This window comes from Deinococcus sp. AB2017081, from assembly GCF_034440735.1.
GTDB lineage: Bacteria > Deinococcota > Deinococci > Deinococcales > Deinococcaceae > Deinococcus > Deinococcus rufus.
Genome location: NZ_CP140098.1, coordinates 2217207 through 2232205, shown reverse-complemented (window position 1 = coordinate 2232205; position 14999 = coordinate 2217207). Strand labels below are relative to the sequence as shown.

16 protein-coding genes are annotated in these 14999 nt (G+C 70.3%); 10 read left to right on the top strand and 6 right to left on the bottom strand.

Going from position 1 to position 14999, the window contains the following annotated elements:
* The first annotated feature begins 24 nt into the window (after positions 1 to 24).
* From U2P90_RS10775 to U2P90_RS10755, 5 genes are all read left to right on the top strand, one after another.
* Entirely contained in the window at positions 25 to 1071 is a 1047-nt protein-coding gene (locus tag U2P90_RS10775; RefSeq protein ID WP_295817372.1) for a PhoH family protein, read from the top strand.
* Positions 1072 to 1138: 67 nt separating this feature from the next.
* Entirely contained in the window at positions 1139 to 1606 is a 468-nt protein-coding gene (ybeY, locus tag U2P90_RS10770; RefSeq protein WP_322472096.1) for an rRNA maturation RNase YbeY, read from the top strand.
* Positions 1603 to 1980, top strand: coding sequence for a diacylglycerol kinase (locus U2P90_RS10765; RefSeq protein WP_322472095.1), 378 nt, complete (start codon positions 1603 to 1605; stop codon positions 1978 to 1980). The genes ybeY and U2P90_RS10765 overlap by 4 nt, the downstream gene beginning before the upstream one ends.
* Positions 1981 to 2047: 67 nt before the next feature.
* Positions 2048 to 2638 carry a GNAT family N-acetyltransferase gene (locus U2P90_RS10760; RefSeq protein WP_322472094.1) on the top strand — a complete coding sequence of 197 codons (591 nt, stop codon included), beginning with the start codon at positions 2048 to 2050 and terminating at the stop codon, positions 2636 to 2638.
* Entirely contained in the window at positions 2622 to 3203 is a 582-nt protein-coding gene (locus tag U2P90_RS10755) for a hypothetical protein (RefSeq protein ID WP_295817342.1), read from the top strand. The genes U2P90_RS10760 and U2P90_RS10755 overlap by 17 nt, the downstream gene beginning before the upstream one ends.
* A 210-nt stretch (positions 3204 to 3413) precedes the next feature.
* On the opposite strand, the gene U2P90_RS10750 is transcribed toward U2P90_RS10755, so the two are convergent.
* Positions 3414 to 4592, bottom strand: a complete 1179-nt coding sequence (locus U2P90_RS10750; protein WP_322472093.1) for a trans-sulfuration enzyme family protein — start codon at positions 4590 to 4592, stop codon at positions 3414 to 3416.
* Positions 4593 to 4672: 80 nt separating this feature from the next.
* On the opposite strand from U2P90_RS10750, the gene upp reads away from it, so the two are divergent.
* From upp to U2P90_RS10730, 4 genes are all read left to right on the top strand, one after another.
* Positions 4673 to 5296 (top strand): uracil phosphoribosyltransferase, encoded by a 624-nt coding sequence (upp, locus tag U2P90_RS10745; RefSeq protein ID WP_295817338.1) that lies wholly within the window; start codon positions 4673 to 4675, stop codon positions 5294 to 5296.
* A gap of 75 nt (positions 5297 to 5371) precedes the next feature.
* Positions 5372 to 6547 carry an MraY family glycosyltransferase gene (locus tag U2P90_RS10740; RefSeq protein WP_322472092.1) on the top strand — a complete coding sequence of 392 codons (1176 nt, stop codon included), beginning with the start codon at positions 5372 to 5374 and terminating at the stop codon, positions 6545 to 6547.
* The gene (wecB, locus tag U2P90_RS10735; protein ID WP_322472091.1) at positions 6544 to 7680 is read left to right on the top strand and encodes a non-hydrolyzing UDP-N-acetylglucosamine 2-epimerase; all 1137 of its coding nucleotides are present in this window, start codon (positions 6544 to 6546) and stop codon (positions 7678 to 7680) included. Before U2P90_RS10740 ends, wecB begins: the two co-directional genes overlap by 4 nt.
* A 4-nt stretch (positions 7681 to 7684) precedes the next feature.
* Entirely contained in the window at positions 7685 to 8590 is a 906-nt protein-coding gene (locus tag U2P90_RS10730) for a diacylglycerol/lipid kinase family protein (RefSeq protein WP_322472090.1), read from the top strand.
* A gap of 95 nt (positions 8591 to 8685) precedes the next feature.
* Here the strand turns inward: U2P90_RS10730 and aceA are convergent, their stop codons facing one another.
* The 3 genes from aceA to U2P90_RS10715 all read right to left on the bottom strand — a co-directional run bounded on the left by aceA (position 8686) and on the right by U2P90_RS10715 (position 11764).
* A complete protein-coding gene (aceA, locus tag U2P90_RS10725) occupies positions 8686 to 9993 on the bottom strand; it encodes an isocitrate lyase (protein ID WP_322472089.1) in 1308 nt (435 codons plus the stop codon).
* Positions 9994 to 10412: 419 nt separating this feature from the next.
* Positions 10413 to 11033 carry an HAD family hydrolase gene (locus tag U2P90_RS10720; RefSeq protein ID WP_295817325.1) on the bottom strand — a complete coding sequence of 207 codons (621 nt, stop codon included), beginning with the start codon at positions 11031 to 11033 and terminating at the stop codon, positions 10413 to 10415.
* Between the two features lie 68 nt (positions 11034 to 11101).
* Positions 11102 to 11764: a hypothetical protein gene (locus U2P90_RS10715; RefSeq protein ID WP_322472088.1), complete on the bottom strand. Its 663-nt coding sequence runs from the start codon at positions 11762 to 11764 to the stop codon at positions 11102 to 11104.
* A gap of 73 nt (positions 11765 to 11837) precedes the next feature.
* Here U2P90_RS10715 and U2P90_RS10710 point away from each other — a divergent pair, with 73 nt between their 5' ends.
* A complete protein-coding gene (locus U2P90_RS10710) occupies positions 11838 to 12863 on the top strand; it encodes a DHH family phosphoesterase (protein ID WP_322472087.1) in 1026 nt (341 codons plus the stop codon).
* 19 nt (positions 12864 to 12882) lie between these two features.
* Here U2P90_RS10710 and U2P90_RS10705 read toward each other — a convergent pair whose 3' ends face one another.
* Together U2P90_RS10705 and U2P90_RS10700 are read right to left on the bottom strand one after the other, a co-directional pair.
* Positions 12883 to 13914, bottom strand: coding sequence for a serine hydrolase (locus U2P90_RS10705; protein WP_322472086.1), 1032 nt, complete (start codon positions 13912 to 13914; stop codon positions 12883 to 12885).
* A 220-nt stretch (positions 13915 to 14134) separates the two neighbouring features.
* The gene (locus U2P90_RS10700; protein ID WP_322472085.1) at positions 14135 to 14980 is read right to left on the bottom strand and encodes a DegV family protein; all 846 of its coding nucleotides are present in this window, start codon (positions 14978 to 14980) and stop codon (positions 14135 to 14137) included.
* Between the last annotated feature and the right edge of the window lie 19 nt (positions 14981 to 14999).

The window sequence follows — 14999 nt, the reverse complement described above, 5'->3', positions numbered from 1 at the left end:
CAGAACGCCCCGGCCGACGCCCCCATGGACAAGGCCTCCACCGTGCCTGCCGTCAGCGCGACCGTCACCCTGAATGACCAGCGCGAGGCCTATGCCCTGCTCGGTGCCGGCGACGCAAACCTGCGCCGCATGCGTGAACTGACCCGCGCCCGGCTGGTGGCCCGGGGCGAGACCGTGACCATGACTGGTGACCCCACCGATGTCCAGCAGGCCGAACGCATGGTGCGCGACGCGCTGGATGTCGTGCGCAGCGGCGGGGAACTGACCCCAGACAGCCTGCTGCGCTCGGCCCGTCTGAGCGGTGAGGGCCGCAGCCTGGCCGCCGAGACGCAGGTCACGGGACTGAACCTGCCGCGCGGCCTGAAACCCAAGACGCCCGGCCAGAAGCTGTACCTCGAGAAGATCGAGAAGAGTGACATCACCTTCGGGGTCGGCCCGGCCGGCACCGGCAAGACCTACATGGCCGTCGCCATGGCCGTCCAGGCCCTGAAGGCCAAGAAGGTCAAACGCATCATCCTGACCCGCCCGGCAGTCGAGGCCGGCGAGAAACTGGGCTTTTTGCCCGGTGATCTCCAGGCCAAGATCGACCCCTACCTGCGTCCACTGTACGACGCGCTGCAGGACATGCTGGATCAGGAAAAATTCGAGTCATACCTGACGAGCGGTGTAATCGAGATCGCGCCCCTGGCCTTCATGCGCGGGCGCACCCTGAACGACGCCTTCATCATTCTCGACGAGGCCCAGAACACCACCGGCGAGCAGATGAAGATGTTCCTGACCCGCATGGGGTTCTCCAGCCGTGTGGTCGTGACCGGTGACGTGACGCAGATCGACCTGCCGCGGCACATCACCAGCGGTCTGGCGGTCGCCAAGCGCATCCTGAGCAGCATCGAGGGGATCGCGTGGCACGAGTTCACCGATGTGGACGTGGTGCGCCACCCGCTGGTCGGACGGATCATCAAGGCCTACGAGTCCGCCGAGGAGGCCGAGCAGGACAAACGTGCCGCCCGGCGCGGCGAGTTCGCCACCATCCCTGAAGGCGAGAGCGACCCACCGGTCCGGCAGGACTGAACCTCACCGGGGCCCACCGCCTCCGCCGTGTCCTGGCGGGCGGTGGGCTCCGCGCTACGCTGGAGCCATGATCGATCTCGTCGTCCGGAAGACGCCTCCGGCTGGCCTGCGCCCGGTGCTGCGCGCGGCCCTGCACGCGGCCATGCAGCACTTCGGCGTGGAGCACCGCGAGGTCACGGTGGTGCTGGTCGGTGACCGCGCGATCCGTGCCATGAAGCTGGAGACCTGGGGCGAGGACGCCGCCACCGATGTCCTGAGTTTCCCCACCTGGGAACCGGGCGACCCCTTCATGCCGCCGCATCTGGGCGACATCGTGATCAGTCTGGACACCGCCGGGCGGCAGGCCACGGCCCGTGGGCACTCGCTGACCCGCGAGGTGGCGCTGCTGGCCAGCCACGGCCTGACCCATCTGGTCGGCCACGACCACCCGCACGCCGACGGCCTGGGCTTCGAGGAAGGAGCGACCGGGCCGGAGTGGGCGGTCTTCCACGGGGCGTGGGACGCGGCGGCCTCGGCGCTGCCCAGCGGGGCGTGAAGTCCGGCGGCTCGGCGTGGAGTGGCCGGCGGTTCGGCCGCTCGGCCGGGTTCGCGTGGGCCGGCCTGCGGCAGACCTACACGTCGCAGCCCAATTTCCGGATCGAGGTGTGGTGTGCGGTGCTCGCCGTGGGAGCGGCGATGTGGCTGCGGGTGTCGGTGGCTCCCATCGTGCTGTGCTGTGCCCTGGTGCTGGCCCTGGAACTCGTGAACACCGCCGTGGAGGCCGTGGTGGATCTGGTCAGTCCGCAGTGGCATGCTCTGGCGAGGACGGCCAAGGACGCGATGGCCGGCGCAGTGCTGGTGGCCGCCGTGGGCTCGCTCGGGGTGGCGGCGGCCGTGCTGCTGCCCGCCCTGTGGGCCCGGCTGACGTGATCCGGGCCCCCGGCTGACGGTGGGCCGCGCTGCTGACGGTGTGCGCCCCGGATGCCATAGTGCGCCCGTGACCCGCACGCCCACCCTCCCCCGTCCCACGGTGTCGATCCGGGGGCGGCGGCCCCGTGACCTGCCTGTCCTGCAGCGCTGGCTGACCGACCCGGACGCCGAGTGGCGGCGCTGGGACGCGCCGTACTTCCATGCGGCCGCGACGACGGCCTCGCTGCGTGCGTACGTGCAGCAGCTCGCCCAGTCGCCGACCCGGCCCGACGAGCGGGTCATCGACCTCGATGGCGAGTGCGTGGGCATGGTCAACCGCTCCGAGGAGGAACCGGCCGGGGGCGGGTGGTGGGATCTGGGCGTGCTGATCTACGACCCCGTGCACTGGGGGCAGGGCATCGGCACGCGGGCGCTGGCGCTGTGGGTGCAGGCCACCCTGGATGAAACGGACGCCCACGTCCTGACGTTTACCACCTGGGGCGGAAACGACCGCATGATCCGGGCGGCGCGCCGGCTGGGCTTTTCCGAGGCCGCCCGGATCCGTGAAGCGAGGCTGGTCGGCGACCAGCGCTACGACAGCGTGCGGCTGGATCTCCTGCGCCGTGAATGGAGGCCGCCCACCGCACCGGCCGGGGTGCCCGATGTCCCTGAACCCTGACGGCTTCCTGGCCACGCAGGATCTGAAGGACCGGGGCTGGACACCTGCCCTGATCACGCGCTACCTGGGGGAGCACGACCGCACGCGGCCAAACGGCCTGAAGATGGGCCGTCGCCGGCTGCCCCCCGTCAAGCTGTATGCCGAGGCCCGCGTGGACGAGACCGAACGCCGTGACGACTTCCTGGCCGCCCAGGCACAGGCGGCCGACCGGCGCGAGCGGACGGAACGCCACCGCGCCGAGCGGGCCGCTCGGCGGCAGCGGCAGATCGAGGAGGCCGCGCGGTCGTACACGCCGACCATCGAACCCCGGCCACTGCGGCGCGGCGCGGTACGGCAGGCACGCGACCCCCACCTGCCGGGGCTGGAGGTCGCCTTCCAGCACCATGCAGAGACGATCGGGAAGCTGAGTGCCGACGAGGCCGAGCAGCTCCAGGCCATGCTGCGGCAGCGGCTGGACGAGGCACTGAACGCGGTCTATGCGTGGTATCCGGTGCCAGGACGGGAGCGCACCCCCAGCCCGCAGGAGGCCCGGCCAAGTGACTGGCGGCAATGGGACTGGGAGTGAGGTTCGCGGCCCGGGCCCCTGTGATGCGATCTCTCGCCTTTCATATCCAGTCCGTGAGACTCAGGGGCAGGTGGGCGTGTCAAGTTGCCGACAATCGCCAACCGATGAGATCATATCCAGTCCGTGAACCACGCGGGATGGCCAGCGTGACCGAGGCTGAGGGCCAGCCACAGCGACATGCCCGTTCAACGGAGGTGACCTCAGCGCCGTTCAGGTCTCCAGGCCGTGCTCCAGATCGCCCAGCAGGTCGCCGATGTCCTCGATCCCGACGCTCAGGCGCAGCAGATCCGGCGTGATGCCCAGGCGGCGGCGTTCGGCTTCCGGCAGGGCGCGGTGCGATGTACCCCACGGCCACGAGATGGTCGTTATGACGTCCGCCAGGCTCGGGGCCAGCGGGATGCGCCCGGCCACCGCCCTGACGAAGCCCGGCGCGTCGTCGATCTCGGCGCTGAGCATGCCGCCGAAGCCGTGCGGGAACAGGTCCATCGCCAGGTGGAACTGCGGGTGGTCGCTCAGACCGGGGTGGTAGACGGCCTTCACGCGCGGATGGTTCGCCAGGACATCGGCGACCGCCTGGGCATTGCCGCTGTGTGCCCGCATCCGCAGGCCCAGGGTCTTGAGGCCCTGCATGGTCATCCACGCATCGAAGGCGCTCATGGTGCCTCCCAGCCGCAGCAGGCGCGTGCGGGCCGCGGCGATCAGGTCGGCCCGTCCGCACGCCACGCCTCCGAAGGCGTTCGAGTGCCCGCTGAGGTACTTGCTGACCGAGTGTGTGACCAGATCTGCGCCGTGCTGCGCCGGGCGGAACATGGCGGGGCTGGCGAAGGTGTTGTCCACCGACAGCAGCGCTCCGTGGGCGTGCGCCAGCGCTGCCAGCGCGGGCACATCCGGTACGGTCAGCAGCGGGTTGGTCAGGCTCTCGACGTGCAGCACACGGGTGCTGGCCCGGAAGGCTGCCTCGACCTCGGCGTGGTCGCAGGCGTCGACGAAGGTGACCTCGATGCCCAGACGCGGGAATTCCTCGGCCAGAAGCGCGTAGGACACACCGTACAGGCGCGAATCCGCGACCACGTGGTCACCGGCCTTCAGCACCCCCAGCAGCGCGGCACTGATCGCGGCCATGCCGCTCGCGGCGACCAGGGCAGCCTCGGTGCCCTCCAGCGCGGCCAGCGCCCGCTCCAGCGTGGCGGCGTTCGGTGTGCCGTTGCGGTAGTAGAACGCGGCCGGCTGCTCGCCGGACATTGCCCGGTCGAGGGTCTCCAGATCCGGGAAGGCATACACGGTGCTCTGGTAGATGGGTTCGGCCAGGGGGGCGCTGCCGGCCGGCCGGGCCTCCTCGCCGGCGCGGGCGGCCACGGTGGTCAGGTCATAGGTGGGGTCAGGCGTCATGGTCGGCAGCATACGCGGGCGGGGCAGCGTCGGCGCCCGGCGACGGTGGGTGGAGCCTGGGTCAGGGGTATCGTGGGCGCATGGTCACCGTCGTCACACATCCCCTGGTTCAGCACAAACTCTCCCTGATGCGCGACGAGCGCACCGGCGTCAAGGAATTCCGCGAACTGGCGGCCGAGGTCAGCCTGCTGCTGGCGTACGAGGCGATGCGCGATCTGGAGACGGAGCCGCACCCCCTGAACACGCCGCTGGTGAGTGGCGATTTCCCGATGCTGACCGGCAAGAAGCTGGCGCTGGTGGCCATCCTGCGGGCCGGGCTGATCATGACGGATGCCATCGTGCAGCTCGTTCCGGCTGCCAAGGTGGGGCACATCGGGCTGTACCGTGATCCCCAGAGCCTGCAGCCGGTCGCGTACTACAACAAACTCCCCGCCGACATCGCCGAGCGCCGCGTGTTCCTGACCGATCCCATGCTGGCCACGGGGGGCAGCGCCAGCGCCGCGATCTCCAGCCTGCAGGCCGCCGGGGCGACCAGCATCAAGCTCATGAGCATCCTGGCCGCGCCGGAGGGGATCGCCGTGATCGAGCGCGACCACCCCGAGGTCGAGATCGTGGTCGCGGCCATCGACTCGCACCTGAACGACCACGGCTACATCGTGCCGGGACTGGGCGACGCCGGCGACCGGATCTACGGCACGAAGTAGGTTCGGCACCTGACGCTGGTCTGCACCTTCCGCATGGCGTGACGGGCCAGGCCAGCCCTTAGAATCCCGTCAGTTATGGATCCGCTGCATGCGCTGTTCGCGCCTCTGGGAATCGCCGACCCGCTGGGCCGGGGCTTTCTCAGTGTCGTTCTGACCTTCATCACGGCCTGGGTGTTCACCTGGCTGTTCATCCCCCGCCTGCGGGCCTTCGCGGTGCAGGCCGGCTGGGCCGACATGCCCAATGCCCGGCGACTGAACACCGAACCCCTCCCGAACGCCGGCGGGCTGGCGATCTACGCGGGCTTCCTGCTCAGCGTGGTCGTCGCGTGGGCGCTGCGCCCGATCGTGATCGAGATCGTGAACATCCAGGTGCTGGCGATCCTCCTGGGCGCGTCCCTGCTGGTGCTGGTGGGCTTCATCGACGACCAGTTCGGCCTGTCGCCGGCATTCCGGCTGCTGGTGCAGACCCTGGCCGCTGTGCTCCTGGTCGTGAACGGTCTGAAGGTGGATTTCAACGCGATTCCCTTCCTTCCGGTGCTGCCGGAGGCCGTGAACGGCCCGCTGAGCACGCTGCTGACCATCGTGTGGATCGTGGGGCTGACCAATGCCGTGAACCTGATGGACGGCGTGGACGGCGTGGTGGGCGGCGTGGGCTTTGTCGTGAGTGCCGTGCTGCTCGCCACGGCGGCGCAGTTCCCGGATCGGGCGGCGGCGGTGATCCTGCTCGCCGGCCTGTCGGGCGCGGCGCTGGGCTACCTGCGCCACAACTTCAACCCCAGCCGGATCATCATGGGCGACGCCGGCGCGTACCTGTTCGGCTACACGCTGGCCGCCGTGAGCCTGCTGGGCACGCTCAAGTTCAGCGCCGGGGCCAGCCTGCTCGTGCCCCTGATCGTGCTGGCGCTGCCGGTGCTGGACACGACGCAGGTCGTGATCGGCCGGCTGGCACGGGGCATCCGCAATCCGCTGGGGCACCCGGACAAGACGCACATCCACCACCGGGTGCTGGCCCGCACCGCCAGCGCCCGGCGCACGGCCGTGATCCTGTGGGGCGTGGCCCTGCTGTGCGGCATGACCGGCATGGCCCTCCAGGGGGTGCATGGGCCCGTGATCGCCGCGACCGGCATCGGTGTGGCCCTGTGCCTGTGGTTCGTGGCATACCGCCGCATGCGGGCACTGAACGTGGCGCCCACCCCGGACGACGCCCCCTCCTCTCCTCTCCCCACCGAGTCCAAGGAAACCCACCCATGACCGACCGCACCATCGTCCTGGCCTTCGGCACCCGCCCCGAGGCGACCAAGATGGCGCCCGTGTACCGCGCCATCGAAACCACTCCGGGCCTGCGCCCGATGATCCTCTCGACCGGCCAGCAGCGCCAGATGCTCGACGGCGCACTGAACGTCTTCGGCCTGACGCCGGACCGTGACCTGAATGTCATGACGGACCGCCAGACCCTGGCGGGCCTCACCGCCCGCATCGTGGCCGAGGCCGGCAAGACCCTGAAAGAGATGGGCGCGGACATGGTGCTGGTGCACGGGGACACGACCACCAGCTTCTGCGTGGCCCTGAGCGCCTTTTACGAGGGCATCCCGGTCGGGCACGTCGAGGCGGGCCTGCGCTCGGGCAGCCTGCGCGAACCCTTCCCGGAGGAGGCCAACCGGCGCCTGACCGGGGTGCTGACCACGCTGGACTTCTCGCCCACGTCCGGCAGCCGCGCGAACCTGCTGCGCGAGGGCAAGGACGGCGGCGGCATCTTCGTGACCGGCCAGACCGCCGTTGATGCCGTGCGCGAGGTCGCCGGCCGCGTGCCCCTGCGCCCGGAGTGGCAGGCCCGCGTGGACGCCGGGCAGCGCCTCGTGACCGTGACCATGCACCGCCGCGAGAACCAGCCCATGATGCGTGAGATGGCCGCCGCCCTGGGCCGGGTGGCCGCCGCGCATCCGGACACCCACTTCATCTACCCGGTGCACCTGTCGCCCGCCGTACAGGAAGCGGTGCGCCCCGCACTGGAGCCCGTCCCCAACTTCGAGCTGACCGAACCCCTGGACTACAGCGACATGGCGCCCCTGATGGCGGCGTCGGTGCTGCTCGCGACCGACAGCGGCGGCCTGCAGGAGGAGGGCGCAGCGCTGGGTGTCCCTGTTGCCGTGCTGCGCAACGTGACCGAACGCCCCGAGGGGCTCGAGGCCGGCGTGCTGACCCTGGCCGGGAACGATCCCGAGCGGCTGGAGGCCGTGCTGGGCGGACTGCTCTCCGACCCGGCGACCCTGGACGTGATGCGCCGCACCCGCAACCCCTACGGCGACGGCCAGGCCTCCCGGCGCATCGCGCAGGCCATCGCGTGGCACTTCGGGCTGGTCGACCGCCCCGCCGACTGGAGCTGAGAGCTTGACCCGGCCACTTGCCGTCGTGCTCAATCCGCAGGCCGGCGGCGGCAGTGCCCGCCGGGCGTGGCCGGCTCTGGAGCGCGAGCTGACGCGCCGTGGCCTGTCCTTCGAGCGGATTGAGGAGAAGAGCGGAGACGCCGCGCTCACGCGTGTCCTGGCCCTGCCGCCGGATGTGGCCGTGCTGGCCGTCGGTGGCGACGGCACGGTCGGGGCACTGCTGCCAGCGGTGGTCGGCACCGGTCGCCCGCTGGGGATCGTCCCGCTGGGCACCGGAAACGATTTCGCCGGGCACCTGGGCCTGAAGCCCGGCCGGTTCGGCGACTCCCTGGATCGCCTGTCGTTCCAGCCCCGCCCCGTGGATGCCCTGGAGGTCACGGTTGAGGTTGGCACCGGGGCCGGACGATCGGCCGTGCTGCTGAACGGTCTGGGCATGGGCTTCGATGCCCAGGTGGCCGCGAACATGATCCACGCGCCCCCGGCCCTGCACGGCTTCGCGCGGTACGTGTGGTCAGCCGTGCAGACCGTGCGCGAACTCACCCTGACCCCGGTGACCGTGACGGTCGACGGCGCGGTGCAGTACACCGGCCCCAGCGCCCTGGTCGCCGTGATGAACGGCACCCGCTACGGCGGGGGCTTCCGGATCAGTCCGCGCAGCGACATCCGCGACGGCCGGCTGGATGTCCTCGCCAGCCGCGCCGTCACCCGGGGCCGCCTGCTGGAGCTGATGCTCCGGGTGCTGCCCGGCCGCCACCTGGGGCATCCGGCCGTGACGGCCGGGCAGGGTCAGGCCGTCACGGTGGAGTGGGCGCGTCCTGTCGCCCTGCATCTGGACGGGGATCTGGCGGGCACCGTCCAGCGGGTCAGTGCGCGGGTGCTCCCCGGAGCGGTTCTCTTCCTGACGGCTTGACCGGACGAACACAGACGGCCCGGTCGGCGAACCTCCGCACCCACGGAAAGCGCAGCCTGGACGCATCCGGGCTGCGCTGATCCCACTTCGCCTGTTCAGTCGTGCGCGGCGGCGAGTTCCCTGCCGAACTGCTGGGCCTCGGTGCTGCCCGCCAGGGCGTTGGTGCTGCTCTGGCCGCCGGCGGCGGCGTTGGACACGAGGTCGAAGTAGCCGGTGCCGACCTCACGCTGGTGCTTGACGGCCGTGAAGCCGCGCTCCTGCGCCGCAAACTCGCGCTCCTGCAGTTCCACGAAGGCGCTCATCTGCGACCGGGCGTAGCCGTAGGCCAGGTCGAACATGCTCATGTTCAGGCTGTGGAACCCGGCCAGGGTGATGAACTGGAATTTGTACCCCATCTTGCCCAGTTCCACCTGGAACTTCGCGATGGTGTCGTCGTCCAGGTTCTTCTTCCAGTTGAAGCTGGGGCTGCAGTTGTACGCCAGCAGCTTGCCCGGGAACTGGGCGTGCACGGCCTCGGCGAACCGGCGGGCGTCCTCAAGATTGGGGATCGAGGTCTCGCACCAGATCACGTCGGCATAGGGGGCGTACGCCAGCGCCCGGCTGATCGCCTGTTCGATGCCGGGCCTGACGTAGTAGAAGCCTTCCGGGGTGCGCTCACCGGTACAGAAGGGCTTGTCGTTGTCGTCGATGTCGCTGGTCAGCAGGTTCGCGGCGTCGGCGTCGGTGCGGGCGATCAGGACGGTGGGCACGCCGCTCACATCGGCCGCGAGACGCGCCGCGTTCAGGGTACGGATGAACTGCGAGGTCGGCACCAGCACCTTGCCGCCCAGGTGGCCGCACTTCTTCTCGCTGGCCAGCTGGTCTTCGAAGTGGACTCCCGCCGCTCCGGCCTCGATCATGGCCTTCATCAGCTCGAAGGCGTTCAGTGGCCCCCCGAAACCGGCCTCGGCATCCGCGACGATGGGCACGAAGTAGTCAATGTCGTGCTTGCCTTCCGAGTGCTGGATCTGGTCGGCGCGGCGCAGGGTGTTGTTGATGCGCTTGACGACCTCCGGCACGCTGCTCGCGGGATACAGGCTCTGATCCGGGTACATCTGGCCGGCGTTGTTGGCGTCTCCGGCGACCTGCCAGCCGCTCAGGTAGATGGCCTTCAGGCCAGCCTTGACCTGCTGCATGGCCTGGTTGCCGGTCAGGGCGCCCAGGGCGTTCACGAAGGGCTCGTCCTTCATCGAGCGCCACAGCTTGTCCGCGCCGTGTCTGGCGAGGGTGTGCTCGATGGGCAGGCTGCCGCGCAGCTTCACGACGTCGTCGGCGCCGTAGTTGCGCGTGATGCCCTGCCAGCGGTCCTCGGTCTGCCAGGTCTTCTCCAGGATCTCGGCGGGGGTTCTGGGGGTGGGGGTCATGGTGTCCTCCTGGGGGTGTGAGGGGCGGACTCCACTGCAGACAGTGGAGGGCATCGGCGCCGCTGTGGGCAGTGGCCGAACGGGTGCCCTCAGTGTGCGTGACCACCGCCCACCGCATTCATGGTGTACTGGTCGAACCATTCCGTACACCACTCAATCGAGTACACCACCTGCGACGCGGACGGGAAGCGCCATGGCCACCGCCCTCTGGCGAGTGCCAGGGCCGCCGCCGTGTCGTGGCGCGGCCGCAGTCAGGTCGCTCGGTTCGGGTAGAGCGTGTCAGTCACGTGGCGACCGGGGTCGCTCAGGGCAGCCACGGCGGCCCGGGGTGATCGACCACTGCCAGCTCCGGTGCGCACTGGCAAGCATGCATGCAGCTCGGAGCCACCGTGGCGGCTGGTGCCCCGCTGCGCCGGCTGTCAGCTCCGGTGCAGCCAGTCGCTCAGGGTCTGTTCGAACTCGGTGTGGTGATCGTGGTGGTACAGGATGCCATGGAAACCGGCGCGGTTCGCGGCATCGATGTTTTCCTGCACGTCGTCCACGAAGGCCACCTGTGCGGCGGGAACGCCCATGGCATCCTCCAGGGCCGCGAAGCTCTCCGGGGCAGGCTTCTTGTGACCCAGCTCGTTGCTGAACACCAGGGCATCGAACCGGGAGAACCGGGGATCGCGGCGCAGATGGTCACTCACCACGGGGTAGTTGTTGCTCAGCAGGCCCACGCGCACGGCCGGGGGCAGGGCCGCGAGCGTGGTGTACATGGGCAGGTTGTCGTGAATGCTGCCCAGGTACAGGGGCTCGAATTCGCTGTAGGCCAGGGTCACGCCAGTCTCGGCCTGGAGGGTCGTCCAAAAATCGGGCAGCGTCCACGCCCCGACCTCCAGCTGACGCACGTGGCGGAAATAGCTGTCACGGACTCGTTCGACCGGCACGCCGCTGCGGTCGGCCACGTTCTGGGTGCTGCGGCCGTCGAAGGTGCCCACCGTGAACACGCCGCCCCAGTCGAAGGCCACGTGCCGGGCTGTACTCACTACATCGCTCATCGGGGACATTGTCCCGGACGGCGCAGCTCCGCACCCCGCGCTGTGCAGACCGGCCAGGCGCAATCGGCTCAGCTGCTCTGGGCCGCCAGCAGCAGGCCGCGGCGCTCCCAAGCCCGCAGGTTCAGGACGTACAGCTCCTGCCATGGGGCGCTCCAGTCCGCGTCTGCCCCCAGGCGGCGGGTGCGGCCATGCCGCAGGACGTGCCCGACATGCAGCTCCAGCAGCGCCGCGATGCCCACACCGGAATGCACGTGGACATCCACTTCCTCACTGGGGGCGGGCAGTCGGCCGGCGGGCCGTGTCTCGGTCAGGACAACGGCGCTGCCGCTCGCGTGATCGCGCAGCCATGTCAGGAGCTGCACCGCCGCACCCGCCCCCGGGTCGCGGTCGTTCCAGCTGAGGAGCACCGAGGTGCCGGCTCCCAGGGTGTACGGCCGCACCGACAGCTCGCCCGGCTCCATGTACCACGTCTCGCCGCTGCCGCTCGCGCCGGCCTCGCGCAGGGCCGCGTCGTGTGCAGCGATCTGGCGCGTGTGCTCGGGAGTGCCGCCCGGAATACCGGCACCATACGGCGTGAAGTGCAGCGTGGCGGGCAGGGCTGGCCCCGGTACCGGCCGTCCACCCAGCCGCGCCCGACTGACCTCCGGCAGCACGGCCAGCGCCCGATCCGCGCCGAGCAGGCCGTGCAGTTCCTCGTCCGTGAGCCCGGCGAGATTCAGGGTGAATGCCACGGCATGAGCATATCGGCCCCGTCCTGACACGATTGGTACAGAACCCCCCACCGGCACGCCTATACTGGGAAGAATGACGGCCAGCAACGCCTCCAGCGCCACGTACACGGCAGATGTCCAGACCGTCGCCGCGACCCTGCTCGCCCACACCGGCCCCCTGGTGCTCCTCGCCCACGAGAATCCGGACGGCGACGCCCTGGGCAGCGTGCTCGGCTTTGCGCGGGCACTGCGCGCACACGGGCGCGAGGTCTATGCCCCGATGGCCGTGCCGCGCTACCTGCGGTTCATGGTCGCGCCCGGCGAGCTGAACGACCTGCTCACGGCGTGGCCCCCGGACGCGCTGGCCGTGGTGCTCGACGTGGACAACAACGACCCGGCGCGCGTGGCAGGTGCGCCGCTGGCCGACTTCGCCGGGCCGGTCGTGAACATCGACCACCACGGCACCAACCGCCGCACGGCCACCGCGGGCATCGTCGATCCGTCGCGGCCCGCCACGGCGATGATCGTCGCGGACGTGATCGATGCCATGGGGCTGCCGTGGAGCGAACCGGTGGCGACGCCACTCCTGTTGGGTCTGAATACAGACACCGGCAGCTTCCGGTTCAGCAGCGTGACTCCGGAGACCTTCATCTGCGCGTCCCGCCTGCTGGCGCACGGCGCGCGGCTCGCGTGGCTGAACGACGAACTCGGCCAGCACCCGCAGACCTATTACACCCTGCTGCGGGAGGTGCTGAGCACCCTGGAGTTCCGCCACGACGGCCGGGTCGTGCTGGCGCGCGTGGACAGCGCCATGCTGGAACGTACCGGCGCGACCTGGGAGGACGTCGAGTCGTACGTGAGCCTGCTGCGCGCTGCCGAGGGGGCCCGGCTGGCCGTGATGGTCAAGGACTTCGGGCCGCAGGTCAAGCTGTCCATGCGGTCGCGGGGTGGCGTGAGCGCCCAGAATGTCGCCGTGGCCATGGGCGGTGGGGGCCATGTGCCGGCGGCCGGCGCGACCGTGCCTGAACCGTATGCGGTCATGCGGCCCCGCCTGGACGAGGCCATCCGCACCGAACTGGAGCGGGCCGAAGCCGGCGCGGAACCGTCCCGCCCGGCCTGATCTCTGCCCTGTCCGGAGGTCATGGAGCCAGCACCGCGTCGATCCCGGCATTGATCCATGCGAACGCGCGGCGGCTCTGCGGCAGTGTGTACGTCACATCCGAACCGTGCTGCATGAAGGCGTAGACGACCCGCCGGCCGTCCTTCAGTTCCACGTAGCCGCTGAAGGTGAGGAGCCGCCAGCCGTTTCCGCCCTTCCCGCCGAAATACGCGACCTGCCCCTGCCGCTGGACACGCAACTGGGATTGGCCATAGCCCAGCGCCATGACCTCGCGCTGCCAGCGGGTCGCGCGGGGCGACAGGCCGGGCGTCATGAACTCGGCCGCCACGAGCGAGCCCCACTCGTAGGGCGTGGAGATGTTCATGCTCCGCAGCGTGGTGTCCGGGTCGAAGCGGCGATCGAAGTACAGATCGAGCTGCCGCTGGACATAGTCGGCCCGGTACCGCCGCGCATCGGCATCGATCAGGGCCGCCAGCCGCGCCCGCTCGGTGCCCCGGGCCGATGCCCAGCGCCGGGTGCCGTTGAACGTGGCAGACAGGCCGGCCTCGGCCACCCACCACGTCCGGGTCGGCAGGATCAACCGCGTGCGGCACAGGCCCAGCCGGTCGGCGACGTCCTGCACCGCCTGGAGCCCCACCCGTCGGTGCAGGATGTCGGTGGCGGTGTTGTCGCTGTGCTGGATCATGCGCGTGGACAGGTCGCGAACCGTGGTGCCGTCGTAGGGGTACGCGCCGAGCGACTGGTTGGCCCGCGTCACGTCGAACCGCTCGGTGGGCTGCACGGTACCGGCGTCGACGGCCCGCAGCAGCGCCCACAGCACTGCCTGCTTGTAGGTGCTTGCCAGCGGGAATACGCTGTCCGGATTGGTGCCGACGGCCCGCACGGGAACCAGCGTCTCGGGATCCACGACCGCCACCCACAGGCCCACCCGACCGGCCAGCGGGATCGGCGGCGCCGGGGCCTTGGCGACGGCGGGCGCTGCTTCCAGGCAGCCATCGGGCCGTCGCCGCCGATCCGTCTCCGGCACGGTGACGGGAGACGGGGTCGTCATGCGCGGCAGCACCACATCCGGGCGGGGGCCGTCGTCCGGTCGGCGGCACCCCACCGCGAGCAGCGCCACCATCCCCAGTGCCACCGACCGGGCCCACCGCCCCCCACGACCCCACGGTGTCATGCGACGACCGATTCCCGGGCAGCCTCAGCACACGCGGGCGGGAGCGGGTGGCCGGGCGGCAGCACGCCCACAGGTGGTGACGGCCGAACCACCTGCGTCAGATGGAGACGGGTTCCAGCGCGACTCCCATGGCCCCCGGCCCCGCGTGGGTGGCGACGACCGCACCGATGGCGTGATCCCCGAGATCCTCGAAGGTCGCGCCGGCCAGGTCAGCCCGCACTTCCTGCAAGAATGCCTCGCCACCGACGGTGTACAGGAAGGCCACGCGCACCTGGCCGTGACGCACGACATACGACCGCACGTGGGCCACGAGGTCCTGCACCGCCTTCTTGTGCCCGCGCACGCGCCCACCCGACTCCACCCGGCCGCCCCGCACGACCAGGATCGGCTTGATGTTCAGCAGGCCGCCCAGCAGCGCCTGTGCGCCTCCGATGCGGCCGTTGATGCGCAGGAAGTCCAGGGTGTCCACCGTGAAGCGCAGATCGGCCACCGTCTGCGCACGCTCGAGTTCGGTGACGATGTCAGCAACACCCTTGCCGGCGCGGGCGAGTTCCGCCGCGCGGATCACGCGCATGCCCAGGCCCATGCTCACCGACTGGGTGTCCACGACCGTCACCTTGCCGCCGAACTCCTGCGCGGCCAGCCGGGCGCTGCCCACCGTGCCGGACAGCTGCCCGCTGATGTGGATGCTCAGCACGTGGTCGGCGCTGCCGAGCGCCCGGCCGTACGCCGCCGCGAACTCCGCCGGGCTCGGCTGGGACGTGCTGGGCGTCTTCTTGCCCGCCTTCAGGCCCGCGAACAGATCCGGGGGCGTGATCTCCAGGCCGTCCTTGTGCATCTTGCCGTCAAACAGCACGTACAGCGGCACGCTCTCCACCCCGTACTGGGCGCACAGTTGCGGGCTCAGGTCACTCGTCGAGTCGGTGACGATGGCAATGGTCATTCGCCGAGTCTACCGTGAG

Excerpts from the sequence above, each read along its gene's own strand:
- U2P90_RS10740 (WP_322472092.1), top strand. The coding sequence starts at position 5,372 with ATGGATCCGCTGCATGCGCTGTTCGCGCCTCTGGGAATCGCCGACCCG.
- U2P90_RS10755 (WP_295817342.1), top strand. The coding sequence starts at position 2,622 with ATGTCCCTGAACCCTGACGGCTTCCTGGCCACGCAGGATCTGAAGGAC.
- U2P90_RS10720 (WP_295817325.1), bottom strand. The coding sequence starts at position 11,033 with ATGAGCGATGTAGTGAGTACAGCCCGGCACGTGGCCTTCGACTGGGGC.
- wecB (WP_322472091.1), top strand. The coding sequence starts at position 6,544 with ATGACCGACCGCACCATCGTCCTGGCCTTCGGCACCCGCCCCGAGGCG.
- ybeY (WP_322472096.1), top strand. The coding sequence starts at position 1,139 with ATGATCGATCTCGTCGTCCGGAAGACGCCTCCGGCTGGCCTGCGCCCG.
- U2P90_RS10705 (WP_322472086.1), bottom strand. The coding sequence starts at position 13,914 with ATGACGACCCCGTCTCCCGTCACCGTGCCGGAGACGGATCGGCGGCGA.
- U2P90_RS10700 (WP_322472085.1), bottom strand. The coding sequence starts at position 14,980 with ATGACCATTGCCATCGTCACCGACTCGACGAGTGACCTGAGCCCGCAA.
- aceA (WP_322472089.1), bottom strand. The coding sequence starts at position 9,993 with ATGACCCCCACCCCCAGAACCCCCGCCGAGATCCTGGAGAAGACCTGG.
- U2P90_RS10750 (WP_322472093.1), bottom strand. The coding sequence starts at position 4,592 with ATGACGCCTGACCCCACCTATGACCTGACCACCGTGGCCGCCCGCGCC.
- upp (WP_295817338.1), top strand. The coding sequence starts at position 4,673 with ATGGTCACCGTCGTCACACATCCCCTGGTTCAGCACAAACTCTCCCTG.
- U2P90_RS10710 (WP_322472087.1), top strand. The coding sequence starts at position 11,838 with ATGACGGCCAGCAACGCCTCCAGCGCCACGTACACGGCAGATGTCCAG.
- U2P90_RS10775 (WP_295817372.1), top strand. The coding sequence starts at position 25 with ATGGACAAGGCCTCCACCGTGCCTGCCGTCAGCGCGACCGTCACCCTG.